Origin of the sequence: Streptomyces sp. Ru71 (assembly GCF_002920535.1) — a bacterium.
GTDB lineage: Bacteria > Actinomycetota > Actinomycetes > Streptomycetales > Streptomycetaceae > Streptomyces.
Genome location: NZ_PQSS01000017.1, coordinates 89,129 through 115,044 on the forward strand (window position 1 = coordinate 89,129; position 25,916 = coordinate 115,044).

General features: G+C 74.8%; 22 protein-coding genes. 9 read left to right on the forward strand and 13 right to left on the reverse strand.

Annotated elements, in window-relative coordinates; translation table 11 throughout:
- Nucleotides 1-678: 678 nt before the first annotated feature.
- The 6 genes from C3489_RS13595 to C3489_RS13620 all read right to left on the reverse strand — a co-directional run bounded on the left by C3489_RS13595 (nucleotide 679) and on the right by C3489_RS13620 (nucleotide 6,829).
- Nucleotides 679-1,110, reverse strand: a complete 432-nt coding sequence (locus tag C3489_RS13595; RefSeq protein ID WP_103782036.1) for a Zn-ribbon domain-containing OB-fold protein — start codon at nucleotides 1,108-1,110, stop codon at nucleotides 679-681.
- 176 nt (nucleotides 1,111-1,286) lie between these two features.
- Nucleotides 1,287-2,048, reverse strand: a complete 762-nt coding sequence (locus tag C3489_RS13600) for a TetR family transcriptional regulator (RefSeq protein WP_103782037.1) — start codon at nucleotides 2,046-2,048, stop codon at nucleotides 1,287-1,289.
- 82 nt (nucleotides 2,049-2,130) lie between these two features.
- A complete protein-coding gene (locus C3489_RS13605) occupies nucleotides 2,131-4,515 on the reverse strand; it encodes a SpoIIE family protein phosphatase (protein ID WP_374936739.1) in 2,385 nt (794 codons plus the stop codon).
- 59 nt (nucleotides 4,516-4,574) lie between these two features.
- Nucleotides 4,575-5,144, reverse strand: a complete 570-nt coding sequence (locus C3489_RS13610; protein ID WP_103782038.1) for an antibiotic biosynthesis monooxygenase — start codon at nucleotides 5,142-5,144, stop codon at nucleotides 4,575-4,577.
- Between the two features lie 96 nt (nucleotides 5,145-5,240).
- Nucleotides 5,241-5,612, reverse strand: a complete 372-nt coding sequence (locus C3489_RS13615) for a hypothetical protein (RefSeq protein ID WP_103782039.1) — start codon at nucleotides 5,610-5,612, stop codon at nucleotides 5,241-5,243.
- 299 nt (nucleotides 5,613-5,911) lie between these two features.
- On the reverse strand, nucleotides 5,912-6,829 hold the full coding sequence (locus C3489_RS13620; protein ID WP_181139660.1) for a MurR/RpiR family transcriptional regulator: 918 nt from the start codon (nucleotides 6,827-6,829) through the stop codon (nucleotides 5,912-5,914).
- Nucleotides 6,830-6,967: 138 nt separating this feature from the next.
- Here C3489_RS13620 and C3489_RS13625 point away from each other — a divergent pair, with 138 nt between their 5' ends.
- Nucleotides 6,968-7,159, forward strand: a complete 192-nt coding sequence (locus C3489_RS13625; protein ID WP_103782041.1) for a hypothetical protein — start codon at nucleotides 6,968-6,970, stop codon at nucleotides 7,157-7,159.
- Nucleotides 7,160-7,175: 16 nt separating this feature from the next.
- Nucleotides 7,176-7,574, forward strand: coding sequence for a DUF3662 domain-containing protein (locus C3489_RS13630; protein ID WP_103782042.1), 399 nt, complete (start codon nucleotides 7,176-7,178; stop codon nucleotides 7,572-7,574).
- A 549-nt stretch (nucleotides 7,575-8,123) separates the two neighbouring features.
- On the opposite strand, the gene C3489_RS13635 is transcribed toward C3489_RS13630, so the two are convergent.
- Together C3489_RS13635 and C3489_RS13640 are read right to left on the reverse strand one after the other, a co-directional pair.
- On the reverse strand, nucleotides 8,124-9,671 hold the full coding sequence (locus C3489_RS13635) for a phospholipid carrier-dependent glycosyltransferase (RefSeq protein ID WP_103782063.1): 1,548 nt from the start codon (nucleotides 9,669-9,671) through the stop codon (nucleotides 8,124-8,126).
- A gap of 162 nt (nucleotides 9,672-9,833) precedes the next feature.
- Nucleotides 9,834-10,505: a nucleoside/nucleotide kinase family protein gene (locus C3489_RS13640; RefSeq protein WP_103782043.1), complete on the reverse strand. Its 672-nt coding sequence runs from the start codon at nucleotides 10,503-10,505 to the stop codon at nucleotides 9,834-9,836.
- A gap of 84 nt (nucleotides 10,506-10,589) precedes the next feature.
- Between C3489_RS13640 and C3489_RS13645 the strand changes: the two genes are divergently transcribed.
- The 3 genes from C3489_RS13645 (at nucleotide 10,590) to C3489_RS13655 (ending at nucleotide 15,488) form a co-directional block, all read left to right on the forward strand.
- Nucleotides 10,590-11,330 carry an HAD family phosphatase gene (locus C3489_RS13645; RefSeq protein WP_103782044.1) on the forward strand — a complete coding sequence of 247 codons (741 nt, stop codon included), beginning with the start codon at nucleotides 10,590-10,592 and terminating at the stop codon, nucleotides 11,328-11,330.
- Nucleotides 11,327-13,669 carry a glycoside hydrolase family 65 protein gene (locus C3489_RS13650; RefSeq protein ID WP_103782045.1) on the forward strand — a complete coding sequence of 781 codons (2,343 nt, stop codon included), beginning with the start codon at nucleotides 11,327-11,329 and terminating at the stop codon, nucleotides 13,667-13,669. Before C3489_RS13645 ends, C3489_RS13650 begins: the two co-directional genes overlap by 4 nt.
- Nucleotides 13,670-13,913: 244 nt before the next feature.
- Nucleotides 13,914-15,488, forward strand: a complete 1,575-nt coding sequence (locus C3489_RS13655; RefSeq protein WP_258054684.1) for a hypothetical protein — start codon at nucleotides 13,914-13,916, stop codon at nucleotides 15,486-15,488.
- On the opposite strand, the gene C3489_RS13660 is transcribed toward C3489_RS13655, so the two are convergent.
- Nucleotides 15,397-16,509 carry an ABC transporter substrate-binding protein gene (locus C3489_RS13660; RefSeq protein ID WP_103782046.1) on the reverse strand — a complete coding sequence of 371 codons (1,113 nt, stop codon included), beginning with the start codon at nucleotides 16,507-16,509 and terminating at the stop codon, nucleotides 15,397-15,399. The genes C3489_RS13655 and C3489_RS13660 overlap by 92 nt on opposite strands.
- 187 nt (nucleotides 16,510-16,696) lie before the next feature.
- On the opposite strand from C3489_RS13660, the gene C3489_RS13665 reads away from it, so the two are divergent.
- Nucleotides 16,697-17,176 (forward strand): DUF5709 domain-containing protein, encoded by a 480-nt coding sequence (locus tag C3489_RS13665; protein ID WP_103782047.1) that lies wholly within the window; start codon nucleotides 16,697-16,699, stop codon nucleotides 17,174-17,176.
- An 87-nt stretch (nucleotides 17,177-17,263) separates the two neighbouring features.
- Here C3489_RS13665 and C3489_RS13670 read toward each other — a convergent pair whose 3' ends face one another.
- Complete coding sequence (locus tag C3489_RS13670; protein WP_103782048.1) at nucleotides 17,264-17,470, reverse strand: hypothetical protein; 207 nt, start codon at nucleotides 17,468-17,470, stop codon at nucleotides 17,264-17,266.
- Between the two features lie 331 nt (nucleotides 17,471-17,801).
- Here C3489_RS13670 and C3489_RS13675 point away from each other — a divergent pair, with 331 nt between their 5' ends.
- Entirely contained in the window at nucleotides 17,802-20,117 is a 2,316-nt protein-coding gene (locus tag C3489_RS13675; protein ID WP_103782049.1) for an MMPL family transporter, read from the forward strand.
- Here the strand turns inward: C3489_RS13675 and C3489_RS13680 are convergent.
- From C3489_RS13680 to C3489_RS13690, 3 genes are all read right to left on the reverse strand, one after another.
- Nucleotides 20,074-21,183 (reverse strand): PP2C family protein-serine/threonine phosphatase, encoded by a 1,110-nt coding sequence (locus C3489_RS13680; RefSeq protein WP_258054685.1) that lies wholly within the window; start codon nucleotides 21,181-21,183, stop codon nucleotides 20,074-20,076. The two genes, C3489_RS13675 and C3489_RS13680, sit on opposite strands and share 44 nt — an antisense overlap.
- A gap of 146 nt (nucleotides 21,184-21,329) precedes the next feature.
- Nucleotides 21,330-22,217 carry a Gfo/Idh/MocA family protein gene (locus C3489_RS13685; RefSeq protein ID WP_103782050.1) on the reverse strand — a complete coding sequence of 296 codons (888 nt, stop codon included), beginning with the start codon at nucleotides 22,215-22,217 and terminating at the stop codon, nucleotides 21,330-21,332.
- A 93-nt stretch (nucleotides 22,218-22,310) separates the two neighbouring features.
- On the reverse strand, nucleotides 22,311-22,532 hold the full coding sequence (locus C3489_RS13690; RefSeq protein ID WP_103782051.1) for a hypothetical protein: 222 nt from the start codon (nucleotides 22,530-22,532) through the stop codon (nucleotides 22,311-22,313).
- A 428-nt stretch (nucleotides 22,533-22,960) separates the two neighbouring features.
- On the opposite strand from C3489_RS13690, the gene C3489_RS13695 reads away from it, so the two are divergent.
- On the forward strand, nucleotides 22,961-23,893 hold the full coding sequence (locus C3489_RS13695) for a dienelactone hydrolase family protein (protein WP_103782065.1): 933 nt from the start codon (nucleotides 22,961-22,963) through the stop codon (nucleotides 23,891-23,893).
- 177 nt (nucleotides 23,894-24,070) lie between these two features.
- Nucleotides 24,071-25,916, forward strand: a 1,846-nt coding sequence (locus C3489_RS13700; RefSeq protein ID WP_146075317.1) for an AAA family ATPase, incomplete at its 3' end; no start/stop codon positions are given.

Sequence of the window (25,916 nt, forward strand, 5' to 3'; positions counted from 1 at the left end):
CGCGATGGCCGGTGCCGACGACGACGGCCCGGAGCGAGGTGCGCCCCCCGCCGCGCAGTGGGACCCGGAGGACTTCATCGTCCCGGCGCTCCGGGCCGGCTGCCGGGTCGTCACCGAGAAGCCGATGACCGTCGACGCCGCGCGCTGCCGGCGCATCCTCGACACCGTGCGGGAGACCGGGAACTCCCTCACCGTCGCCTTCAACTACCGCTTCAACCCCGTCCAGAAGACGGTGCGCGCGCTGCTCGCCGAGGGCGCCGTGGGAGGGCGACGACGGATACCTGCGGTGATGGTCAACGGCGGCGCCGGCCGGCTGGATCTGGAGGTGGAGGAGAGCCGCCGGCGGTCACACGCCACCCCGGTCGTCTCCCGCGGCGGCGCGGTGCACGGTGATGCCACCGCCGAGCACGCCGGGGGGTGCCCGCCTCACCCTGCGGCCCTTGTGGCGGCCCCCGGTGGAGGAGCCGCTGGACGCCGTGCACGAGGCCGACGGCGGGGGCGATCCCCGGATGCTTCAGGCGCTGTTCGGGCCCGCCGGAACGGCAGGCCTGCCCACGGCCACCGCCCCGTCTCGAAGTACCGGTTGGCGGCGAGCCCCACGACGAGCGCCAGCGCGCCGTCCCGCTCCCGTCGGGGCCGGGGAGATCCTGCCGGAGCCGGCCGCCGAGTGAGCCGCCGTCAGGTCCAGGCCCGGTACGGCTCGTCGACCAGCTGGAAGACCGGCTCCCCGCGCACCGGGTCCTTGGTGGTGGACAGCCGTACGCGGTCACCGCTGTGGATGCCGATGGGCGGGCCCATCACCCGCCCCCGTACGACGAAGCCCTCCGCCATCTCGATCAGGGAGACGTTGCGCGCGGCGGGGGAGTTGCGGTGCACCACCGTGGAGTGGCGGACCGTGCCGACGCCCTCGCTGCGCTCGGTGCGCAGCTCGCTGCCCCGGCAGACGGGACACAGCAGCCGGTGGTACATGGCGGTGCCGCACCAGGTGCAGCGCTGGAAGAGCAGTGCGTCCCTGGGCTCGGCGGTCCCGGGGCCACCGGCCGGGTGGTCGAGGACCCCCGCCGCGGAGCGGGCTGCCGGGGAAACGGCGGTTCCTGAGTGGTGGTACACGCGGCTCAACTCCCTGCTCTCGGCCGGAATCCGGCGTGCACGGCCGGTCCGCGCACGCATGCCCGGTGCACCGTGCGACCGTGCACGGGGACAGCGTATGGCACTCAGTGCCACACGTAAAGGCACTGCGTACCACCAATATGAGCGAGGGGTCGCTCAACCGAGGACGACCGCCTCTAGCCGCGTCCGAGGGTGGACTCGATCTCCTGGACCACCCGCCACAGCGGGGCGTCGCGCCGGGCGACCACGACCACCACGTCGTCGGGCTGCTCGGCGACGGCCGCGGGCCGGGCGCGTTCCCCGCCCTGCGCCGTCCGGGCCGGTTCGCCGAAGGCCGCCTGCACACAGCCGAGCGCGTGGTCCACCGTGGCGCTCGCGTCGCCCTGCCCGTCGGAGCGCAGCCACGAGCGCAGCGCGTTGTTGTGCGCCGCCACCACGGCCGCGGCGATCACATCGGCCCGCAGGGTGCCGTCCGGCCGGCCGGCGAAGCGGCCGCGCAGATACTCCGCGAGGGCCCGCTCGTAGCGCCACACCACCGACAGCTCGTAGGCGCGCAGCCCCGGCACCTTCTTGGTGAGCCGGTAGCGCTGCACGGAGAAGGCGGGGTTCTCGGCGTACATCAGCAGCACCAGCCGGGCCGCGTCGCACACCCGCCGCACCGGCTCGTCCGACTCCCGGCTCGCCGCGAGGAAGGCGGTCATGTCGGTCAGGCAGCGCTCGTGGTCGGGGAAGACCACGTCCTCCTTGGACGGGAAGTAGCGGAAGAACGACCGCCGTCCGACCCCGGCCAGCGCCACGATGTCGTCCACGGTGGTCTGCTCGTAACCCCGCTCCAGGAACAACCGGAAGGCCGCCGAGACCAGGGCGTCCCGCATGGGCGGCCGGGGGGTGGACTCGGCCTTCTCCTCACGTCGGGAGGCCGCACTGCTGGAGCTCATGCACGGAACGTAACATCCGGAGGATCGACTTGGCACTCAGTTCCCTCCTGGTGGGGTACTGAGTGCCGTGCCTGGTGAGGGGTCAGGCGGGGTCGGCGGGCAGCCGGATGTCGACGACGCACACGTCGTCGCGCCGTTCGTCGTCCAGCAGCACGGTGAGCAGGGGCGCCAGCGCACCGGACGGGTCGGCGACCGGCACCTCAAGAGCCGCCGCCAGCCGCTCCAGGCCCAGGTCGATGCTCTCCCCGGGCCGCTCGATCAGTCCGTCGGTGTACAGCACCAGCCGGTCGCCCGGCCGCAGCCGGCAATCGGCCTCCTCGTAGTGCGGGGCGTCGCCGGCCCCCAGCAGCATGCCCGCGGGCCGCTCCAGGGGCCGCGCCCGGCCGTCGCGCAGCAGTATCGGCGGCGGATGCCCGGCCTGCGCCCACTCCAGCCGGCGTTCCTCCGACCGGTACCGGGCGAGGATCAGGGTGGCGGTGCCGTGCGTGTCGCGGGAGTGCAGCAGCAGCCGGTTGAGCCGGGCGAGCGCCCCGGTCAGCGACGACCCGGTGCTGATCATGCCCTTGGCGGTGAAGCGGAGCTGCGCCATGGTGGCCACGGCGTCGATGCCGTGACCGGCCACGTCACCGACGACGAACAGCGCGTCGCCGCCGGGCAGTTCGATCGCGCTGAACCAGTCCCCGCCGACGCTCAGGCCCAGCTGCGCGGGCAGATAGGCGACCTCGACGCGCAGCCCGGCCAGGGTGAGCGGCGCGCGCGGCAGGGGCAGCAGGGCGTGCTGGAGCCGGACGGCGAGGGCGCGCTCGGCCTGCAGCACCCCGTGCTGGGTCAGCATCGCCCGCTCGCTCTCGATCAGGGCCAGCTCGGTGTTGCGCCGCGCGGTGTGGTCCTGCACGAAGCCGTGCACCTCGACCGGGGTGCCGCTGCTGTCGGTCACGGCCTCGGCGACCGCCCGCAGATGACGTATCCCGTCGGGGGTGCGCACCCGGAACGGGACGTCGAAACGCTGTCCGTGCCGCAGCAGCTGTCCGACGGCGGCGGCCAGCGCGGGCATGTCCTCGGGCACGGCCAGCGACGGCAGTTCGGCCAGCCGCACCGGACCGCGCACCGGGTCCCGGCCGAGCACCGTGAAGGCCTGGGCGGACCAGGTCGCCTCGTGCGTGACCAGGTTCCAGTTCGCCCAGCCCAGGTTGCCCAGCCGCTGCACGTCCGCCAGCCGCTGCTCCTGCCGGTCGGAGGGGTCGTGGCGGACCCAGGTCACCACCAGGTTCCCGCCCAGCCGCGCCACCCGCGGGGCGGACGTGACCAGTTCGGCGGCGCCGCCCGCCACCACGCGATGCGCGAGCGGGGCGCCCTCGTACGGCTCGCCGGTGGCCAGGACGCGCAGGCAGCCCTGCCACAGCGGCTCCTCGGTCACGCTCGGCCGGAACTCCAGCAGCCGCAGGCCGACCAGTTCGCGTCCGGTGCGGCCGACGGTGTCGACGGCCTGCGGGGTCGCGGCGTCGATGCGGAAGTCCTCGACCTCGCCCGTGGCCGAGAACAGCGGGGCGAGCAGCAGCGCGGCGCCGGGCAGGGTGTCGAAGACACCTTGGACGACATCGGCGGTGGTGTCGGCGGACGCGGCGCGGGGGGCGTCCAGCGACCGCAGCCGGCCGGCACAGAGCCGGGCCACGGCCCGCAGATGCTCGCGGTCGCGCTCGGTGAACGGGCCGGTCCGCCCGCGCAGCACCCCGAGGACGACGTCCGACCGGTCGCCGACGGGCACCGGAAGCCAGGCGCGGGACGGCCAGCGCTCGGGCGGGTCCCCGATGAGCACGTAGCTCTTGCGGGCCTCGGCGAGATCCTCCAGCCAGCGCTCCTCCTGGGCCTGCAGGGCGTCACGTGCGGCCACTCCGCTCAGCGGGGGGATGTGGTGCCACTGGGTGGCCACCCGGTCATCGACGCCCGCGTGGCCGATCAGTTCCAGGCCGCCGGCGGGCAGCCGGTGGTAGAGCATGATCGCGGTGGCGTCCACATGCGGCCCCAGCTGCTCCAGCAGCACCGCGGCCAGTCCCTGGGCGCTGTGCACGCGCAGCAGGGCGTGGCCGAGCCGGGCCAGCGTGGGGGCGTCGTCGGGGACGGCCGGCTGTTCCTGGCCGGGAGCGGCGACGGCGGTCCGGGCGGCCGGCCGCTGCTTCTGCGGGGGGCGGGGCTGCGGTGCCGCCAGCGTGCCCAGGGTGATCCAGCACTCCTCCAGCAGGGTGCGGTCGGCGGTCTTGGCCCGGTGCAGCAGTTCCTCGTAGGCCGCTTCCGGGGAGCAGCCGGTCAGCGCCATCACGGCGCCCTTGGCCCGCTCCAGCACCGCCGAGGTCGCGGCCAGGTCGTGCAGCCGGTCCATCTCGGCGCGCTGCCGGGCCACCACCCGGCTCAGGGCGGCCACGTCGGGCACGGCTCCGGACTCCGCCGGAACGGCCGGTTCGCTCGTCACGCCACGAGCATCGCACAGGAGTGCTTCCTCGCTCGTGGTCTCGGCACAGACGATCGGCCTCACCGGTCGGGCGGGGGATACAGCCACAGCCGCAGCACCCTGCTGAGCAGGGGCATCATGAGAAACGTCAGTACCGGCAGCAGGACCACCGGAAAGACGGCGGCGCGCAGCGGCAGGGGCCACGCGGTGGTGTGCGGGGTCACCAGCCACTGGATCAGCAGCGTGAACGGATAGGCGCCGAGGAACGTGGTGAGCACCATCTTCCAGCGGGGCGGCGACTGCACGCTGGTGCCGGGAAGGCTGAACCAGGTCTCCAGACCGGTGGTGGACTGCCGCTCGCTGCTGACCTCGGTCGCGACGCCCTCGATCCGCTCGTGCCAGCCGGCGCGCTCCTCGGAGCGCAGCCAGGCGCCGAGCCGGTCGGCGTCGCTGAAGCGCAGCACGGCGTGGTAGCGGTGGCCGCCGTCGGCGGGCCGCAGCCAGGAGACGCCCTGGTTGCCGGGGAATTCGCGGGCGCAGCGGGAGACGCCGTGCGTCCACTCCTCGAACTCGTGCTCGTGCCCGGGCCGCACCCGCCAGGTGAGCACGGTGGTGACGGGTTCGGGGCGCCGTTCGTGGGTGGTACTCATGTCCCCTCCCGTGTCCCACGGGAGGAGCGGGCCATGCGCGCGAAGGCGGTGCCGGACGGACGGCGTCGTCGGCCCGCTGGTTCGCGGGCGTGGCGGTCAGCGGGCGCCGGCCGGGGTCAGCGCCTCGGCGACCGCGCGGACACTGCGGGCGATGTGCTGCAACTGCATGACCTCGGCCGCGTACATCTTGATCGTGTGCTCGATGACCGACTCCGGCAGGCCGAGCCGGGGCAGGTCGGCGCGGGCGGTCTGCAGGGCCGTGCGGGCGACGCGGATCTCCTGCTGGACCTGGATCTGCGCATGGCGGGCGAGCAGCACCGGGTGCCGGATCAGGGCCGGGTAGCTGGCGTAGCGCGCCGGCACCAGCTCGCGCAGCCACCGCACGGCCGAGCGCTCCCAGTCGTAGGAGCCGGGGGTCTTCACCTGGCACGGCCAGTCCGGGCTGATGCGCGTCGTCGTCAGGGCCATGGTCGTCGCTTCCGGCGTCGGGTGCGGTGTTCCGGGGAAGGGGAGGCGGCCCCGGCCTAGGGGATGACCGGGGCCACCACGGGCGCGCTCGCACAGGTGAGACGCCCGGCCGCGCCGCCCGTTCGCCGACGTGGGTAGGGGACGGCGGCCTGGGGGCGGGTACGACCTGGAGCAGTATTTATATATGCCGTCCGCTTTGCAAGGCGTATGAAAACATTCATGCGCGCTTTCCTACGGGTGGTCCCGCTGTGCACCGCTATGAGCTGTGCGCGGGGGCGACGCGGGCCCGCTCGGTCCCGTCAGTCCCGCAGGAAGAACTGGTACTCGTCGGCGACCTGCTCGTACTCCTCAAGCCGCGCCTGCGTCCGCTCGGGGCCGGCGTCCGTCATGGCCTGCAGCAGCGCGGCGGCCATCACGCCGGGTGCCGCGTAGGAGTCGAACACCAGCCGGGAGCCGGTCCCCGTGGCGAAGGTGACGTCGGCCTCGGCCACGACAGGGCCCAGCGCCAGGTCGGTGATCAGGGCCACCTTCAGCCCGGCCCGCCGCGCGACCCGTACGGCGGTGAGCGTCTCCTGCGCGTGCCGGGGCATGGAGAACGCCAGCACCCAGGTGCCGCCGGCCTCCCGGGACTGCAGCAACGCGTCGTAGGCGACGCTGCCGCCCAGCGTCACCAGTCGTACGTCGGGGTGGATCCGGCGGGCCGCGTAGGCGAAGTACTCGGCGAGCGAGGCCGAGATGCGCAGTCCCAGCACCGTCAGCGGTGTCGACTCCGACAGGCTGCGGCCGACCTCGATCACCTGGTCGGGGTCGGCGAAGTCGCGCCGCAGGTTCTCCAGGTTCTCGATCTCGGCGTCGACGGCGGCCTGCAGCTCGTTGGCGCGGTTGTCCTCGGCCGGACCGCCGGCCAGCGTGCCGAGCGCGATCGCCTGCAGCCGCTCCCGTAGCGCGGGGTAACCGCTGAAGCCGACGGCGCCGGCGAACCGGGTCACCGACGGCTGGCTGACGCCGACCCGGTCGGCGAGGTCGGTGATCGACAGAAAGGCGGCCTCGGTGATGTGCTCGATCAGGTACTGGGCGATGCGCCGCTGCCCCGGGGACAGCCGGGGTCTGTCGAAGAGCGTCCTGAGCTGGGAAGTCGGGGACGCCTCCGCCTCCGGGGCGGTCTTGCCCGAGGTGATCGCTGACGCCTGTGCGCGTGCCTGCTGCGGCGATGGCACCGGTGCGCCTCCTTTGTCTCCCACAGGGCCTCAACATAGCTCACTCACCGTGTCGAACAGGGCGGATGGATACCCCGGCGCCCGCCGGGAACCCGGCGCGGGACAAGATCCGCGACGACACGTCAGGAGCAGTGCGGCATGACCGTCCCCGAGGAGAACCGGGCGAGGACCGGCACCACCGACGACACCCTCAAGGCCGCGGGCGGCGCCCGGGAGGCGAAGGGGCCGAAGGAGCCGAACGAGACGAAGGACCGGGGCGCGAGCGGGCGGACCCTGCGGGAGGCCCTGGAGGAGGCCCAGGTGCGGCCGGACGACTTCGAGGAGAAGTGAGGGGGGGAGCCGAGCCATGGGAGCCCTCACCGGGCTGGAACGGGCCCTGGAGCAGCGCTGGGAGGCGCTGTGGGAGCGCGTCGTCGGCCGCGAGCCGGTCGAGCTCCTCGCGGCCCTGCGCCGCGAGTGCGACGAGCATGCCGTGGTGTGCAGCGAGAGTCTCGTCGTCGTGCCCAACGCCTACGACGTCGAACTCGACGCCTCCGTCCACGACGAGCTCACCCGCCACGGCAGCCGGATCGGCCAGGCCCTCACCGACACCCTGATCCGGCACGCGGAACACCACGGCTACGCCTGGGCGGGCCCTCTCACCGTGCACATCACCCGCTCCCACGAGGTGCCCAACGGCCGCTACCGCATCGCGAGCACCGTGATGCGCCACGTGAGCGCGGAGGCCTTCGAGGCGGTCCGCTAGCGCCGGGGGCGCCGGATGCGGCGGGCCGGTGGGGGGGCCGGTGCTCGGCGCGGAGCGCGGGACGCGTCGCGCCGGCGTCGGCGCGTGTGTCGGCGGGGGCGCCGGTGCGGTGCGCCGGTGGAGGTGGGCTGTCGGCACCGAGGCGCGGGGGGCGTCGCGCCTGGGCCCGTCCGGCCGCCGGTTCCAGGCGTTCCGCCGGGGACCGCGTCGGCGTGCTTCCGGGGGCCGGAGACGAGTGGCGGCCTGCGGACCGTCTCTCCGCCGCGCTTGGCCGCCACGCCCCGTTGGCGGTGGCTTGCCCGCCTCCCAGCTGACGGAGGCGGCAGCGTCGGGCGACGCGGCATGCCGGTGGGCCGGCAGTCGATGCGTGGCGGGATGTGCGGCAGGCGCCGGTCGACTGGCGGCGCGGGGCGCCGGCTGCCGTGCGCCGGTGGAGGACCGCTTACGGCGCGAAGGCGCGCGGGCGCCGCCCCTGGGCCCGTCCGGCCGCCGGTGACAAGCGGCCGTGGGACCGGGCGGGTCGCACGGCCTCCCCGGTCGCGGGGCAGCTTATCGGCGGAAGATCGTGATGGAGTGGCCGACCTCCTCCACCGGGTGGCTGTCGGCCACCAGTTCGGCCAGTCGGCCACGGGCCTTGGCCAGGGCGGAGTCGGAGACCACCAGCAGGCCGTGCACCTGTTCGGGCGGGACCAGCCGTGGGTCCGGCGCGTGGATGCCGTAGGCCGACGGCACTCCGCTGCCCTTGTACACCAGCCACACCCGCTCACCGCGATGGCGCTCCCGCAGCCGCCGGGCGAGCCGGCCGAGGTCCTGGCCCCAGTCGACGTTGGAGTCGTGCAGCCGCAGATGGGTGCGCGCCGGACCGCCGAACGCCTCGTTGGAGTACGGCAGGTAGTACGGGAACGTCCGCAGCGAGCTGACGGCGACCCACAGCACCAGCAGCCAGGTCACCGTGGGCAGCCATCGCCACCGGACGGCGAGGGCGCAGCCCGCCGCGACCGCCAGGAACACCGGCACGAACAGCGCGTACCGGGTGCCGAGGTCGCGGGAACCCGTCATGGCCGCCGCCAGCAGCACGCCGGTGGGCGCCAGCAGATAGGCCGCCGCGGGCCGCAGCCGCCGCCGGGCGCACAGCGCGACCGCGCCCACGGCCCACAGCGCGAGCATGCCGAGCGGGGTCTTCACCAGCAGGGCGGCCGGCAGGTAGTACCAGAGCGAGCCGGTGTACAGCCGCCCGAACAAAAACCCCTGCCAGGGCTGGTTCTCGAAGGCGAACTGCATGCGCAGCCCGTCCCGGTACTCCAGCGGGAACGGCAGCAGCCGCACCAGCAGCCCCCGCAGCCCGTGCACCACCGGCACATGCTGCTCCGGCGCCCACCGCAGCCGCGGATCGACCACCAGATACGCCGCCCATACGACGGCCACCGCGGCCAGGGCCACGACCCCCGCCCCGGCCGCCGCCCGCAGCAGCCGTTCCCGCCGCCGCCCGGCCACGCACGCGTGCCGGGCCGACACCGCCGCCAGCGCCAGCAGCACCGGCACGGCCGGCAGCGCGGCCGCCTTGGTCGCCAGCGCAGCGCCCAGCGCCGCCCCGGCGAGCGGCAGGTGGCGCGTGGGCCGCAGCCGGGCCCGCCACAGCAGCCACACCGACGTCAGCAGGAAACCTGCCGCTGGCACGTCGAGCGTGGCGAGGGACCCGTGGGCGATGACGTCCGGCGAGAAGGCGTACAGCGCGAGCGCCACGAGCCCGGCCGCCGGCCCGGCGAGATCCCGGGCGAAGGCCCACACCACCAGTCCGAACAGCAGCGTCAGCACGATCACCGGCAGCCGCGCCCAGAACATCACCCGCCACGGATCGTTCCCCGAGCCGTACAGCAGGTGCTGCCCGATCCGCTGCTGGTTCCCCGTGAAGGAGGCGTCGTAGCGGGGCCCGGCGGCGGCCACCCCCGTGGCGATCACCAGTTTGCCGAGCGGCGGATGCTCGGGATTGACGCGCAGGCTGTGCTCGTGCAGGTACACGGCCGCGGCACCGACGTAGACGGGTTCGTCGACGGTCGGCGTCTGCTGCACCGCGGCGGTCACCATGGCCACGGCCATCTGCCCCAGCAGCACCACGACGAGCAGCGGCACCACCCACCGCCGCCGGGCCCCGACCGACCACGTCGGGACGCTCCGAGGCCCCGCCACCGGGCGCCGCTGCGCCAGACCTTCCGCCACGCCCAGGGGTACGGCCCGCGGCGGGCCCCGGTTCACCCGTGGTCAGCCGCGCGCGATCACCGACGTGTCCGGCAGGGCCAGGGAGACCACCGGCACCACGAGGTCGGCCCGCCCCCGGGTCGTCGCCACCAGGTCGGCGTTGCGCTGGTCCGTGCCCCGGACCCATGCCACCGCCTCCTCGTGCCCCTTGCCGAACTCCTCGTGGCGGGCGACCAGACGCCGTACCCGCTCCGCCTCGGGCAGCTCGCAGAACCAGACCTCGTCCAGCGCCGCCCGCACCCGGGACCACGCGCCGCTGTCCAGCAGCAGGTAGTTGCCCTCCGTCACCACCAGGCGGGCGGCCGGCGGGACGGGGATCGCACCGGCGAGGGGCTGCTCCAGCACGCGCTCGAAGCCCGGCGCGTACACGACGTCCCCGGTGTCCTCCCGCAGCCGCCGCAGCAGGGCCGCGTACCCGGCCGCGTCGAAGGTGTCGGGGGCGCCCTTGCGGTCCCGGCGGCCGAGCCGGTCCAGTTCCGCGTCGGCGAGGTGGAAGCCGTCCATGGGCACCTGCACGGCCCATGGCTCGCCCTCGCCGTTCAGCGCCCGTACCAGGTGCTCGGCGAGGGTGCTCTTGCCCGAGCCGGGGCTGCCGGCGATGCCGAGGACGGCGCGCGTGGAGGAGGCGCGGACCAGGGCCCGGGCACGTGTCAGCAGTTCGTCGAAGGTCGGCACGCAGCCGAGTCTGCCATTCGCCGAAATCGCGCCGTGTGGCGTGTGCCACCCCGTAGGAGCCGCCGAGTGGGGAACGGTGAGGGTATGACGACGGATCTCGGTCTGCCCGAAGACATCCAGGCCTGCCTCTTCGACCTCGACGGGGTCGTCACCAAGACGGCCGTGGTGCACGCGGCCGCCTGGAAGGAGACGTTCGACGCGTTCCTGCGACAGCGGCAGGGCGCGGACGCCGAGCCGTTCAGCGACGACGACTACGACCAGTACGTCGACGGGCGGCCCCGCGCCGACGGGGTGCGCACCTTCCTCGCCTCCCGGGGCATCCAGCTGCCGGAGGGCGGGCCGGACGACCCGCCGCACGCGGCGACCGTGCACGGCCTCGGCAACCGCAAGAACGAGCTGCTGCTTGAGAAGATCCGCACCCAGGGCGTCGAGGCGTACGAGGGCACGCTGCGCTACATCGAGGCGGTACGCGGGCGGGGCCTGGCCACCGCCATCGTCTCGTCCAGCGCCAACACCCGGGACGTACTGAAGTCCATCGACGCCGAGAAACTCTTCGACGTACGGATCGACGGGGTCGTCGCCGCGGAGCGCGGCCTGCCGGGCAAGCCGCACCCCGACACCTTCCTCGCCGCGGCCGCCGACCTCGGCGTCGAGGCGGGCCGTGCCGCCGTCTTCGAGGACGCCCTGGCCGGCATGGACGCCGGGCGTGCGGGCAGGTTCGGCTACGTCGTCGGTGTCGACCGCGTCGGCCAGACCGACGCGCTGTACGCGCACGGCGCGGACCGGGTCGTCAAGGACCTCGCGGAGCTGGGAGGGCAGGCGTGATCACCGAACGGTCGTACACCGTCGAACCGTGGGCCGTCCGCGAGACCTCCCTCGACCTGGACCTGCTCGCGCAGAGCGAGTCCGTCTTCGCCCTGTCCAACGGCCATGTCGGCTGGCGCGGCAACCTCGACGAGGGCGAGCCGCACGGCCTGCCCGGCGCCTACCTCAACGGCGTGTACGAGCTGCACCCGCTGCCGTACGCCGAGGCCGGCTACGGCTACCCGGAGTCCGGGCAGACGGCGATCAACGTCACCAACGGCAAGGTGCTGCGCCTCCTCGTCGACGACGAGCCCTTCGACCTGCGCTACGGCCGGCTCGTCGCGCACGAGCGGAAGCTGGACCTGCGCCGGGGCGTGCTGGAACGCGTCTGCGAATGGACCTCCCCGGCCGGCACCACCGTCCGGGTGCGCTCCACGCGGCTGGTCTCCCTCACCCAGCGGGCCGTCGCCGCCGTCGCCTACGAGGTCGAGCCGGTGGGCAGCCGGGCCCGCGTGGTGATCCAGTCGGAGCTGGTCACCAACGAGAGCCTGCCCGACCCGAACGGTGACCCGCGTGCCGCGCGCGCCCTGAAGTCGCCGCTGGAGCCGGAGGAGGACATGGCGGTGGGCCCCCGGCTGCGGCTGGTGCACCGCACCCGGCGCAGCGGTCTGCGCGTCGCGGTGGCCGCCGACCACCGCGTCGAGGGGCCCGAGCGCACCGTCACCAGCAGCGAGTCCAACGTCGACGTGGCCCGCTTCACCGTCACCTCCGTGCTGGAGCCGGGGCAGCGGCTGCGGGTGGAGAAGCTCGTCGCGCACGGCTGGTCCGGCGCCCGCTCCCGGCCGGCGATGAGCGACCAGGTGGAGGCCGCGCTCGCCGCCGCCGACCACAGCGGCTGGCAGGGCCTGCTGGACGACCAGCGGGCCTATCTCGACGACTTCTGGGACGTCGCCGACGTCGAGGTCGACGGCGACGAGGAGATCCAGCAGGCCGTCCGCTTCGCCCTCTTCCACGTCCTGGAGGCCGGCGCGCGCGCCGAGCAGCGCGCCATCCCCGCCAAGGGCCTGACCGGCTCCGGCTACGACGGGCACGCCTTCTGGGACACCGAGATGTTCGTGCTGCCGCTGCTGACCTACACCGCGCCCGGCGCCGTCTCCGAGGCGCTGCGCTGGCGGCAGAACACCCTGGACGCGGCCCGCGAGCGCGCCGCCCAGCTCGGCCTGCGCGGCGCCGCGTTCCCCTGGCGCACCATCGAGGGCCAGGAGGGCTCCGCGTACTGGCCGGCCGGCACCGCCGCCTTCCACGTCAACGCCGACATCGCGGACGCCGTCGTGCGGTACGTGGCGGCCACCGGCGACGTCGCCTTCGAACGCGAGACCGGCCTCGAACTCCTCGTGGAGACCGCCCGGCTGTGGCGCTCCCTCGGCCACCACGACCACGCCGGCGCCTTCCACATCGACGGCGTCACCGGGCCCGACGAGTACAGCGCGGTCTGCGACGACAACACCTACACCAACCTCATGGCCCGGCAGAACCTGCTGACGGCCGCCGACGCCGCCGAACGCCACCCCGAGCAGGCCGCCCGCCTCGGCGTGGACGACGAGGAGACCGCCGCCTGGCGCGACGCCGCCGCGGCCATGAACATCCCCTACAACGCCGAGCTCGGGGTGCACGAGCAGCATGCGGGATTCACCCGCTACCAGCGCTGGGACTTCGCCGGCACCCGCGCCGACCAGTACCCGCTGATGCTGCACTTCCCCTACTTCGACCTGTACCGCAAGCAGGTGATCAAGCAGGCGGACCTGGTGCTGGCCATGTACACCTGCGACAGCTTCTTCGACGAGGAGCACATCGCCCGCAACTTCGCCTACTACGAGCCACTGACGGTGCGGGACTCCTCGCTCTCGGCGTGCGTGCAGGCCGTCGTCGCCGCGCGGGCCGGCCATCTGCGCCTCGCCTACGACTACACGGCCGAGGCCGCGCTGATGGACCTGGCCGACCTGGAGCACAACACCCGCGACGGGCTGCACATCGCCTCCCTCGCCGGCACCTGGACGGCCCTGGTCGCCGGCTTCGGCGGCATGCGGCGCGACGGCGACAGCCTGCGCTTCGCCCCCCGCCTGCCGGAGCGGTTCAGCCGGCTCGCCTTCCGGCTGCGGCTGCGCGGGAGCTGTCTGCGCGTGGAGATCGGCCCGGACAAGGCCGTCTACACGCTGCTGTCCGGACCGCCGCTGACGCTCCGCCACCACGGCGAGCAGGTGACCCTGACCACCGACACCCCCGCCGTGCGCCCCGTCCCGCCCGCCCCGCAGCGCCCGGAACCGCAGCAGCCCCCGCACCGGGTCCCGAACGCGCGCTGAGGGCACGGGGCCGTGCGCTGCGCCGTGGAAGAGCCTGGGCCGCCCGGTGGCCCGGGAAGAGCCTGGGCCGTGTGATGGTCCCGGGTCGCCCGGCGGGCCCGGGGAGGAGCGCGTCGACCGCTCGGCCCATCCCGCCGGGCCGCGGACGGCGGCGCCGGTTACGTTGGCGCTGATCACCGCACGCGCGGAGCCGGCCGGCGCCCTCCGTACGCGGTCCCCAGCCACCGCAGGGAGGGGCCGGCCCATGGCCGACAGCGCGCACAGCACCCGCGCCGGTGCCCAGCCCGCCCGGCGCCCGGTGAGCGCGCCCACCCCTTGCGCGCCGGGCGGCGGCACCGGCCTGCTCGCCCTCGTCGCCGCCCTGTTCACGACGGCCCAGCTGCTGCTCGTGCACCCGTCGATGGGCCTGGGCTGGGACGAGACCGTGTACGTCAGCCAGGTCTCCGGCCACGCGCCGGCGTCGTACTTCAGCGCGCCACGCGCGCGTGGCGTCAGCCTGCTGGTGGCGCCCGTCGCCTCCTGGTCGTCGTCCACCGTGCTGCTGCGCGTCTACCTGGCCGTCCTTTCGGGCGCGGCCCTCTGGCTGGCGCTGCGCGCCTGGCGCGGCCTGTTCCCGGTCCGGGTGCTCGCCGCGGCGGGCGCCCTGTTCGCCGGCCTGTGGGTGACGCTGTTCTACGCCCCGCAGGCCATGCCCAACTACTGGGTGGCGACCGGGGGTCTGGCCTGCGCCGGATGCTTCCTGCGGGCCAGGGCGGACCCCGCCGACCGCTGGGCGTGGTGGGGCATGGCGGGCTCGGCCGCCCTCACGGCGCTGATGCGGCCCACCGACGCGGTCTGGACCACGGCCCCGCTGCTCGTGCTCGCGGCCGCGACCCGGCGATGGCGAGCGCTCGCGTTCCTGGCCGCCGGGCTCGCGGCCGGCGCCGCCGAGTGGGTGATCGAGGCGTACGCCGACTACGGCGGCCTCGGCCGCCGCCTCGCCGACGGCTCCCGCCTCCAGGGCGGACTGGGTCTGCACTTCGCCGTCGACGACCAGCTGCGCAGCCTGGACGGACGCACCCTGTGCCGCCCGTGCGACGTGCCGGCCCCGCATCCGGCGGTGACCCTGTGGTGGTTCGCGCTGCCGCTGCTCGCCGCCGCCGGGCTGGCCGTCGCCGTGCGGGCCGGCCGCACCGTGCCCACGCTGGTGGCGCTGGCGTGCGCGGTCACCGCCGCCGTGCCGTACCTGTTCCTCATCGAGTACGCCGCCCCGCGGTTCCTGCTGCCGGCGTACGCCCTGCTGGCCCTGCCGGTCGCGGACGCCCTGCTGCGGCCGGTGACCGGCCCGCGCGGACGCCCGCTGCTCGCCGCCGCGGTCGCGGTCGCGCTCGCCGGCCACCTCGCGGTGCAGTACGCCGTGGTGCGCGCCACGGTGGCCCGCACCACCGAGCAGCACCGGGCCTGGTCCCGCACCGCCGCCGAACTGCACCGGCTCGGGGTACGCCCGCCCTGCCTGCTCACCGGCCACGAGGCCCTGCCGATCGGCTACTACGCCGGCTGCTCCTCGGCCGCCACGTCCGGCCCCAACGCCAACGCCACCGAGGCCGGCATCACCGCCACCGCACGCCGCGTCCCCACCGCGCACCTGACCACCCGGGACGGCGCCCCGGCCGCCTACGCCCGCACCTGGCAGCCGCACCCCTTCGCCGGCCTGCGCATCTACGTCGCGAACCGGGCCCGGCTGCGGATCAGCCGGCGTGCAGGACCCGGAAGCGGTCCGGCTGCGCCGGGTCCCGGTCGACGACCTGGACCGGTGCCCCGGCCCACTGCCAGACGCTGACGCCCGGGACGCGGGAGAACTCGATCCGCCCGCGGGTGCCGTCGACCGCCACGTGCGGCCAGGCCGCGGCCACGCCGGCCCGGTCCGCGCCCCGCGCCCGCAGCGCATCGGCGAGGACGGTGACCGCGTCGTAGCCCTCGAAGGCGACGAAGGACGGCGCCTCACCCAGCCGCTCACGCAAAGCCTTCCCGACGCGTTCGCCGAGCGGGGTGAGGTGTTCCGGCAGGTAGCGCAGGAACGGGACGGCGGCGCCGTCGTCGCCCAGCAGCGCCGCCCATGTGGCGAACTCGGGCTGCCCGGCCGGCGCACCGATCAGGAGGTCGCCCAGGCGCGGGTCGCGGCGGACGGACCGGACGACCGGCACGGCCGGCTCGGGGTGACCGACCAGCAGCAGGAGCGCGGTCGCGCCCTCGTCGACGAGCGCGTCGCACACCGTCCGCGGGGTGAGCGTGCGCATGTCGAGCTCGACGACGCTGCCGCCGCGCGGAGCGAGGTGGTCCCGCAGAACGCGGGTCCCGGACTCCCAGTAGACGCTCGGCTGGACGGCCACGGCGATCCGGCGGTGGCCCGCGCCGAGGAGGAAGTCCGCGAAGATCCGCCAGCCGCGGGACTGCGCCGGGGGCAGGCGCGCGACCCACTGCGTCGGCTCGTCGGTGAGCGCGTCGATGACCGCCGACGAGCACAGGAACGGCACGCCGAGGGCGTCGGCCCGGGCGGCGGCGGCGCGCGCGACGACGCTGTGGTACTCGCCCGTCACCGCGACGACGCCCAGTCCGGCCAGTTCGTCGACGGCCGCCGCGGCCTTGTGCGGATCGGCCGCGGTGTCGCGGACCACCAGTTCCAGCGGCCTTCCCGCGATCCCGCCGGCGTCGCCGACCTCGGCGGCGGCCAGTTCGAGGCCGGCGAGCAGGTGCCGCCCCGCCTCGGTCCAGCCGGGCCGGGTCAGCGGAACGAGAACGCCGATCCGGGCGGACGAGCCGTCAGTTCGCTCGGCCCCGGAGGGCGATGGTGGCGTGTTCATGCGTGGCGTCTCCCTGGTGACGATCCGGCCGTGGTGCCTCCGGATCGCAGAATGATCATCAGCGTGGCGCCGAGGGTAGCCGAGCCCCGGTTCACCCGGCCGAGGGGGTTGGACCCGGCTCAACGGGAAACGCGGAACGGGACCCACGTACGCGAACGAGGCGACACGGCAACCGAGGGAGGCAGCCATGGGCACCCGCCCGGAACCGATGGCCGACGACGCCTACCAGCCCACCGGAAGCAACGAGGAGCAGGAGGACGCCGCACCCCTGGACCTGCAGGACGCCGTCGACGAGCGGACCTACGACGACACCCTCGACGAGGGCTACTCACCCCCGGAGAAACCGCTCGGTGTGACCAAGCACGGCACGACCGCCGCCGAGCAGCACGACGGCGAGACCCTCGACCAGCGGCTGGCCCAGGAGCGCCCCGACGTGCAGGCCCCGGTGGGCGACGGCGTCGGCGACCTGCCCGGCGGTGAGGGCGAACCCGTCGACCCCGAGGCCGGGGCGGACCGCGCCGGGCGTCTCGTCGCTCCGGACGAGGGCGTGCGCGCCGACACCGAGAAGGACGCCGTCGCCGAGGACGAGGGCATCGACGGGGGCGCGGCCGGCGCGGAGGAGGCCGCGGTGCACGTCGTCTCCGACGACGACCTGACCGAGTCGTAGCGCACCGCGCGCAACCCGCGTGGGGCGGTCCCCTGAACGTTCAGGGGACCGCCCCACGCGGGTTCCCGGGGTCCAGGCGTCCGGCCCTCAGGGCAGCAGCTTGTCCAGTGCGGCGGGGCCCTCCTGCGCCAGCTTGCGCTTGGCCCACTCCAGGTTGCGCGGAGTGATGTCGCGGCCCGCGGCCAGCACGACGTCCTCGGGGGAGACGTCGGTACCGGTACGCGCGTGCAGCAGGCGGTCGGGAGTGGCCCGCTCCTGGGACGGCTGGGACGCCTCAGGCTGTGAAGTCGGCATGGCGATGCTCCTTGGGTCCGGATGGCTGCGACGGCCCGGTGCTCGCATCGGGTCCACTATCACCATTCATCCATCCGGCGCACCCTGCATCCGGACGGCGCGGGCACGCGGGCCGCAGCGGCTTTCTCGTGCCGCCGGAGTACCGCGCCACCGCCCGCGTAACCCCTCCGCCGCCCGTGCCGATCCCGGGCGCACCCGCCGGTCCGGCCCGTCCGTGTCCCCCCGGCGGGGCCCTGTGCCCGCTGCTCCGAGATGCCGCGCCCCGGTGCCCGGCGTCTAATGGGAGGGGTCGGAGCACCCCGCCGGGCGCAAGCCAGGAAGGGCCGGGCCGATGTCACGCACCCGAGAACGCACTGGGGGACGCCGGAGCGCTGCGGCAGGGGGCGCCGCAGGGGCGGGGGGCCTGCGAGGACTGGGGGAGTGGTGCGCCAGGCACTGCGTCGTGGTCATCGTGGTGTGGCTCGTCGCGCTGGCGGCCCTGCAGGTCCTCAACAGGAACTTCGGCGGGGACTACTCCGACAACTTCTCCCTGCCCGGGGTGCAGTCCCAGCAGGGCCTGACCGTGCTCAAACAGCACGATCCGGCGGCCGGCGGCTACGGCAGCCAGATCGTGCTGCACGACAGCAGCAAGTCGCTCACCACGCTGAGCTCGCAGATGTCCACGACGGTGGGCGACCTGCAGAAACTGCCGCACGTCCTGTCGGTGCAGAACCCGCTCACCGCCCCCGGCTCCACCCAGGGCAAGCCGGCGCCGAGCAGCGTCGGCCCGCTGTCCTCCGACGGAAGCACCGCCTACATCACCGTCCGCTTCGACGTGCAGCCCTCGACCCTCGGCGACAGCTACCTCAACGGCGTGGACAGCGCCGTCCAGCCGCTGCGCTCGGCCGGCGCGCAGGTCGAGTACGGCGGACCGCTCGGCGAACTCGCCCGGCCCGCCGCGGACGACCGGGTCAGCGAGATGATCGGCTTCGCCGTCGCCATCGTCGTCCTGCTGATCGGCTTCGGCAGCATCATCGCCGCCGGTCTGCCCCTGGTCACCGCGCTGATCAGCGTCATCTGCGGACTCGCCTGCCTGGGCCTGCTCGCGGCGGTGTTCACGTTCGCCACCGTCTCCCCGACCCTGGCCACGATGATCGGCCTGGGCGTCGGCATCGACTACGCCCTGTTCCTGACCACCCGTCACCGCCAGCACCTCATGGACGGCGACGATCCGGTGCGCGCCGCGGGCGCGGCGGCCACGACGAGCGGACGGGCCGTGCTGGTCTCCGGCACCACCGTGATCATCGCACTGGCCGGCCTCTTCGCCTCCGGCGTCGACTTCATCGGCCTGCTGGGGCTGGCCGCGGCCGTCACCGTGGTCACCGCCGTCGTCGGAGCGCTCACCCTCGTGCCCGCGCTGCTCGGGCTGATCGGCAGACGCATCGATCGCTACCGGGTGCGCCACCCGGTCGCCGAGACGGACGCCGAGCCGGGCGCGACACCGCACGGCACCTGGCACCGGTACGCCCAGCGCGTGGAACGCAGACCATGGCGCTACCTGACCGCGGGCCTGGTGACCGTGGTCGTGCTCGCCATTCCGGTCTTCTCCATCCAGCTGGGCCACATCGGCGACGGCGCCGACCCGACCTCGTTCACCGACCGGCGTGCCTACGACCTGATGACCGACGCGTTCGGGCCGGGTTCCAACGGCCCGCTGACCGTCGTCATCGATCAGAGCACCGTGCCGTCCAGCCAGCGCTCCGCGCTCGCCTCCACGGCCCAGAAGAACCTCAACGCCGTACCGGACGCCGCCACGGTCACCCCGCTGACGGCCACCAAGGACGGGGACGTCCTGATCTCCACCGTCTACTCCAAGTACTCGCCGCAGAACGCCCAGACCACCGACCTGACCAACCGCCTGGTGGACCACACCCTGCCCGACTCGGTCTCCGGCACCACCGCCAAGGGCTATGTCACCGGCACCACCGCCACCCAGGTCGACTTCCGCGACATCGTCGCCAGCAGGCTGGCACTGATCATCGGCGTGGTCGTCGCCCTGGCGTTCCTGATCATCCTCGCCGTCTTCCGCGGGCTGCTCGTCGCCCTCAAGGCCGCCGTGCTCAACGTGCTGTCCATCGCCGCCTCCTACGGCGTGGTGGTCGCCGTCTTCCAGTGGGGCTGGGGCGGTCCGGCGCTCGGCGTCTCGGGCAAGGTGCCCATCGAGAGCTATGTGCCGATGATGATGTTCGCCATCATCTTCGGCCTCAGCATGGACTACGAGATCTTCCTGCTCTCCCGCGTCCACGAGGCCTGGAAACGCACCGGGGACGCCAAGGCCTCGGTCGCGCACGCCCTGGAGATCACCGCGCGGGTGATCACCTGCGCGGCCCTGATCATGGTGAGCGTGTTCGCGGCGTTCATCGTCAGCGACAACATCGTGGTGAAGATGCTGGGCCTGGGCCTCGCCGTCAGTGTCCTCATCGACGCCACCGTCGTACGGCTGCTGATGGTCCCGGCCGTGATGACCCTGCTGGGCAGCCACGCCTGGTGGACACCCCACTGGCTGGACCGGATCCTGCCGCACATCGACGCCGAGGGAGAGTCGGCCGAACAGCCGGCCGACGTCAGCGGGAGCCCGGCGGCGTCAGGGCGAGGACGAGCATCGTGACGTCGTCGCGGATCTCGGGGCTGTACCGCACCAGGTCGGCCCAGACCAGGCCGGGCAGCGCGTCCGGGCCGGCGTCGGCGAAGCGGGGCAGCCGTTCCTGCAGGGGATAGAACTCCCCGGCCGCGTCCCGTGCCTCCAGCACACCGTCCGAGGCCACGAACAGCCGGTCACCGGGCAGCAGGGGCACCGCCGCCCCGGCCTCGGGAAAGGTGTCGGCCAGGCCGAGCCCGAGCGGCGTCCACGGCTTGACCGCCAGCTCCGTGACCGTCTGCCCGCGCAGCAGGACGGGCGCCGGATGACCGCAGGAGACGACGCGGACCGCCCGCGCGTTGGGGGTGAACTCCAGCAGCACGGCCGTCGCGAACAGCTCCGCGTGCTCCGTGCGCGCCGAGTCCACCACCAGCCGCCGGTCCAGACGGGCGGCGACCGACGCGACGTCCGGCTCGTCGAGCACCGCCTCCCGGAAGGCGCCCAGCACGGAGGCCACGGTCGCGACGGCAGCCAGCCCGTGCCCCTGCACATCGCCCAGGACCGCCCGCACACCGTGCGGCCCGGGGCGCACGTCGAAGAAGTCGCCGCCGACGAGCGTGCCGCGCTGCGCCGCCCGGTACAGCCCCGCGCAGCGCACCGGTCCGACCCGCTCCGGCACGTCCGGCACGAGGGCGCGCTGCGCGGCCTCGGCGACCGTGCGCTCCAGGTCCAGCTGGGCGTCGCGGCGGCTGCGCACGAAGGAGACGAAGACGCTCAGCACGGAGACGAAGGTCAGGGTGAGCAGATCGGTGTTGCCGGGCCGGTTCAGCTGGAAGACCGGGATGTTGAGGACGGCGAGGGCCGCTCCGCCCAGCAGCGCGGTGGCCAGCGGTCCGTAGGACAGGACGGCCAGCGGCGGGATCGCGCCCAGCAGGAAGCCGATGTCCTGGGCCTCGGGGGTGATGAGCGCGGCCCCGCACACCCCGGCGACCAGCAGCACCGGCAGCACCCGCACCCAGCGGGGCGGTGGCGCACCGCGCAGCCAACCGCGCCGGTCGTGATACCGGCGCCCCACCGAACCCAGCAGCCTCGCCACACCCCCACGCTCCTACGTCCCCTGGGCGCCCGCACCCCGGGCCCGGCCCGGGGTGCGGGCGTGCCGGTGGCGGGCGATGACGGGCACAGGGGCGATACCGCCCACCCTCTGGCGGCAGGCCCGGTCTGCCGGAGGGCGGCGGGGCCCTAGTCCGCCGACGCCGCCAGCAGGGCCTCCGCCTCGGCGAGGATCTCCGTGACCCGCAGGCCGAACGCGGCGCCACAGGGGTGGGAGCTGCCGTTGCGGGCGGCGGCCAGCAGGGCGTCGACGGCCCGGGCGTAGGACCGCTGCGCCTCCTGGGTCCGTTCCGGGAGCCGGGTCGCGCCCGCCTCTCCGCGCAGTTCCACGACGGCGCCGGCCGCCGCGGGCGGTGCCGTCAGGCTCAGGTCCAGCGTGCTGGAGGCGCCGCCGGTGTGCCGCAGCACCAGGTGCACGGTGTCCGCGGGGCCGTGCGCCGCGGCCGCGACGTCCCGTACGTCGCCCAGCACGGGCAGGAGGACGGACAGCGCATGCGGACCCACGTCCCACAGTGCGCCGCGCTCCCGGCGCCAGGGGGAGGCCGCGTAGGGGCTGTCCGTGGTGAACGCCGCGCCCAGCCACTGCGCCCGTGCGGTGAACCAGCCGCCCACGCCCGCCTGTTCGGCGATCCACGCCTCGGACTCCGGCTGGAAGCGGGTGGTGAAGAAGACGACCGAGGCGACCCGCGCCTCGCGCGCCGCGTCGGCCACCGCCCGTGCGCCGGCGGTGGACGTGGCCAGCGGCTTGTCGAGCAGCAGATGCCGTCCCGCCCGCGCGGCCCGCACCGCGAGGTCGGCCTGCACGTCCGGCGGCAGCGCCACGGCGACGGCGTCCACGTCGCCGAGCAGGGCGTCCACGTCGTCGTAGGCCCGGGTGCCGTGTGCCCCGGCCAGTTCCTTGGCCGCTTCGGGCCGCCGCCCCCACACACCCGCCAGTTCCACCGCGTCGTGTCCGGCGAGCGCCGGGGCGTGCACCCTGTGGGCCCAGGGGCCGGTTCCGAGCAGTCCGATGCGCATGCCGCTCCTCTTCACGGTCGTCCGGCGAGGTCGGGCACGAGCCTCGCACACCGCCGCGACCGTGGGACACCCCGCGTCGGGCCGGGGAGGCGCTCAGGCGGCGTGGCGGGGTGCCGCGTCCGTCGCGCGGGGGGAAGCGGTCGGCTCCGCCGGCGACGACGAACCGGCCCGGCCGCGGATCAGACGCAGATGACGCCGGTGACCGGCGTGGCGGTGCCGCGACGGCACCGGGGTGAACAGGCGGTCCTCCACGCGGTCCAGGACCAGCAGCAGGAGGGACAACAACGGCAGCAACAGTACGGCGACCCAGACCACGGCAACCCCCTAGGCCCTAGGAATGTCTACACGGGTGCTCCGGGCCGAGCCGCTGATGCGTTCGAAGCCGGTGAAGAATCCGTGGCGATGCGCTGCGAAAAGTGTGCTGAATGTGCGTAAAAGGACCGTATGTCCCTCTCGTTTCTTCCGCAACGCGACGACGAGACCGGTGACATTGCCGGTCCCCTCACCACCGCTGTCCGCCGACAGTGGCACCGCCATCCCGACGGCGGCGCCCGCGGCGGACACGGCACCCCGGCCGTGCCCCGGCGACCGGGCGGGCGCTGCCACGACCGAGAGGACCCCACACCGTGCAGCACCCGCGCACCAGCACCGCGACCCCGGCCCACCGGCCGCCCACCGCCCCCACCACCCGCCGCGGCGGCCGGCTCGCCGGCGTCGCCGCCGCCCTCACCGCCGCCGTCGCGCTGACCACCCTCGGCGGCACCACGGCCCACCGGCCGCCCACCGCCCCCACCACCACCCGCCGCGGCGGCCGGCTCGCCGGCGTCGCCGCCGCCCTCACCGCCGCCGTCGCGCTGACCACCCTCGGCGGCACCACGGCCCACGGGGCGGACAACCCCTACGAGCGCGGCCCCGCGCCGACCGAAGCGAGCGTCGAGGCGCCGCGCGGCCCGTACGCCGTCTCCGAGACGACCGTCTCCCCCCTGGCCGTCACCGGCTTCGGCGGGGGCACCGTCTACTACCCGACCAGCACCGCCGACGGCACCTTCGGGGCGATCGCCGTCTCACCCGGCTACACCGGCACCCAGTCCTCCATCGCCTGGCTCGGACCACGCCTGGCGTCACAGGGGTTCGTCGTCTTCACCATCGACACGCTCACCACGCTGGACCAACCGGACTCCCGGGGACGCCAGTTGCTCGCCGCGCTCGACTACCTCACCCAGAAGAGCTCCGTGCGCGGCCGCATCGACAGCACACGCCTGGGCGTCATGGGCCACTCGATGGGCGGCGGCGGCAGCCTGGAGGCCGCGAAGTCCCGGCCCTCCCTGCAGGCGGCCATCCCCCTGACCCCGTGGAACCTCGACAAGACCTGGCCGGAGGTCGCCACGCCCACCCTGATCTTCGGCGCCGACGGCGACACGATCGCCCCCGTCGCCACCCACGCCGAGCCCTTCTACACCAGCCTGCCCGCCTCCCTCGACCGGGCCTACCTGGAGCTGAACGGAGCGACCCACTTCACGCCCAACACCTCGAACACCACGATCGCCAAGTACAGCATCGCGTGGCTGAAGCGGTTCATCGACGACGACACCCGCTACGAGCAGTTCCTGTGCCCGCTGCCACGGCCCGGCCTGACCATCGAGGAGTACCGGGGCAACTGCCCGCACACCTCCTGACCCGCTGGCCGCCCGGCGCTGTGCGCGTGCACCGCGCCGGGCGGTGCGGGTTGGGCGGCGTCACAAGGACGGCCGCACCCCCTCGGCGACACATCGCAGGTGGCGGCGCTGTGAAGCCGTCGAGCGGGAGGGACGTGCGGCTTCCGGGCCGTGTCACGTGTCAGTAACGTCGCGGGAATGACCGGACGGACGCCTCTGGGACCCGCGACACCGCGGTACGTGCCCGGCTCGCGGCGGCACGCGCTGGACGCCTGGCTGGAGCGGCTGCGCGGCGGCGGAGCGTGCGTCGTGACCGGCGAACCGGGAAGCGGCCGCTCGACGTTCCTGGCGCTCGCCGCCCGCTCCTTCGCCGCCGGGCCCGTCCTCGCCGTGCCGGCGGTCCCCGCCGGGTCCGTTCTCGCCGTGCCGGCGGTCCCCGCCGGGTCCATGCTTACTGTCCCGGCGGTCCCCGCCGGGTCCGCGCGGCCGTACGACGGCCTGCGGACCCTGTGTGCCGCGGCCGGCGCGGAGGCCGAGCGCGCCCCCGGCCCGCTCACGGCGCAGCTCCTCACCGCGCTGGCAGCGACTGCCGGGCCGGGAACCGTCCTGGTCTGCGTGGACGACGTCGACCAGTGGGACGCCGCCTCCCGTGACGACCTGGGCCTGCTCGCCGCCCGCCTGCCCGCCGCCGGCCGGATCGCCCTCCTCCTCACCGCCGCCGGACACCGGCCCCTCGACCCGGCCTTCGCCGCTCTGCCGGAGCTGCGCCTGGACCCCCTCACGCCACCGGAAGCCGCGGCCGTGCTGGACGACACGGCCGACGGTGTGCTCGACCCCGGTGTGCGGGACGAACTGGTCCTCGCCGCGGAGGGCAACCCCGCGCTCCTGCTGCGGCTGCCGCGCGGCCTGACGCCCGCTCAACTGGGCGGCCGTGCGCCCCTGCCGCGGCCCCTGGCCGACGCCGGGACACTGGCCGCGCTGGCCGGTGTCCACCTCAGCGGGCTGCCGTCCCGGCAGCGGGAGCTGCTGCTGGTGGTGGCCGCCGCCGTGCACGTGTCGGGGGAGCCCGCCGCGGAAGCGGACCACGCCCTGCGTGCGGCGGCCCGCCTCCGCGACGCAGTGCCCGGCCGTCCGGCGCCGTGGCCATCGGCCGGGCCCGGGGAGCGGCCGGGCCCCGCCGGGCCGACGGTGCGCCAGGAGCCGTCCGACCGTCCCGCGCCCCCGCTGCCCGAGCTGCTTCACCTGGCCGACGGCCGGATCGGCTTCCGCAGCGCCCTGCTGTGCCGGACCGTGTACGCCGGTGCCGAGGACGGGTCCCGCCGTGCCGCGCACCTCGCGCTGGCCCGCGCACTGGCGGACGGCGGCGGTCTGCTCGCGCTGCTGCACCGCTGCCGGGCCGCCATGGCGCCCGAGCCCGCGCTCGCCGCCGCCCTGACGTCCGCCGCGGCCGACCCGGCGCAGGCGGCACCGCCGGCACTGCGCTGCGCGGCGCACATCCGCGCCGCGGAACTCACGCCGGGCGGCCCCGAGCGGGCCCGGCGCTACACCGCCGCCGCCGAGCAGGCACTGCTCGCCGGGCAGCCCCGCCGCGCGCTCCACCTGCTCGACGGTGCCCGCGACTGCGCGCAGCAGTCGCCCTGGGCCGAACTGCTGCGCGGCAAGGCCCTGCTCGCGGACGGCGCCGTCGACGACGCCCGCGAGACGCTCCTGCACGCCGCCGCGCTGCTCGCACCGCAGGACCCGGGACGCGCTGCCGAGGCGACCTTGGCGGCCCTGGACGCGGCCTGGTCGGCGGGCGACGCCGAGGCCTGCCTGCGCGTCCTGGACACCGGGCCGGAGGACTCACCCCGGGCGACGCACCCGGAGAAGCCGGCCGACGCACGACCCGCGTGCGACGTACCCCCCGCCGCCGCGACAGCGGTAGCCCACCCGCCCCGCTCGGGTGCCGCGGCGGGGTCGGGTCCGGCGGAAGGCGGACCGGCCGCCGTCGATCCGGTCCCCGTGGCCGGTGCAACACCGGCAGCCCACCCGCCCCGGTCCTCCG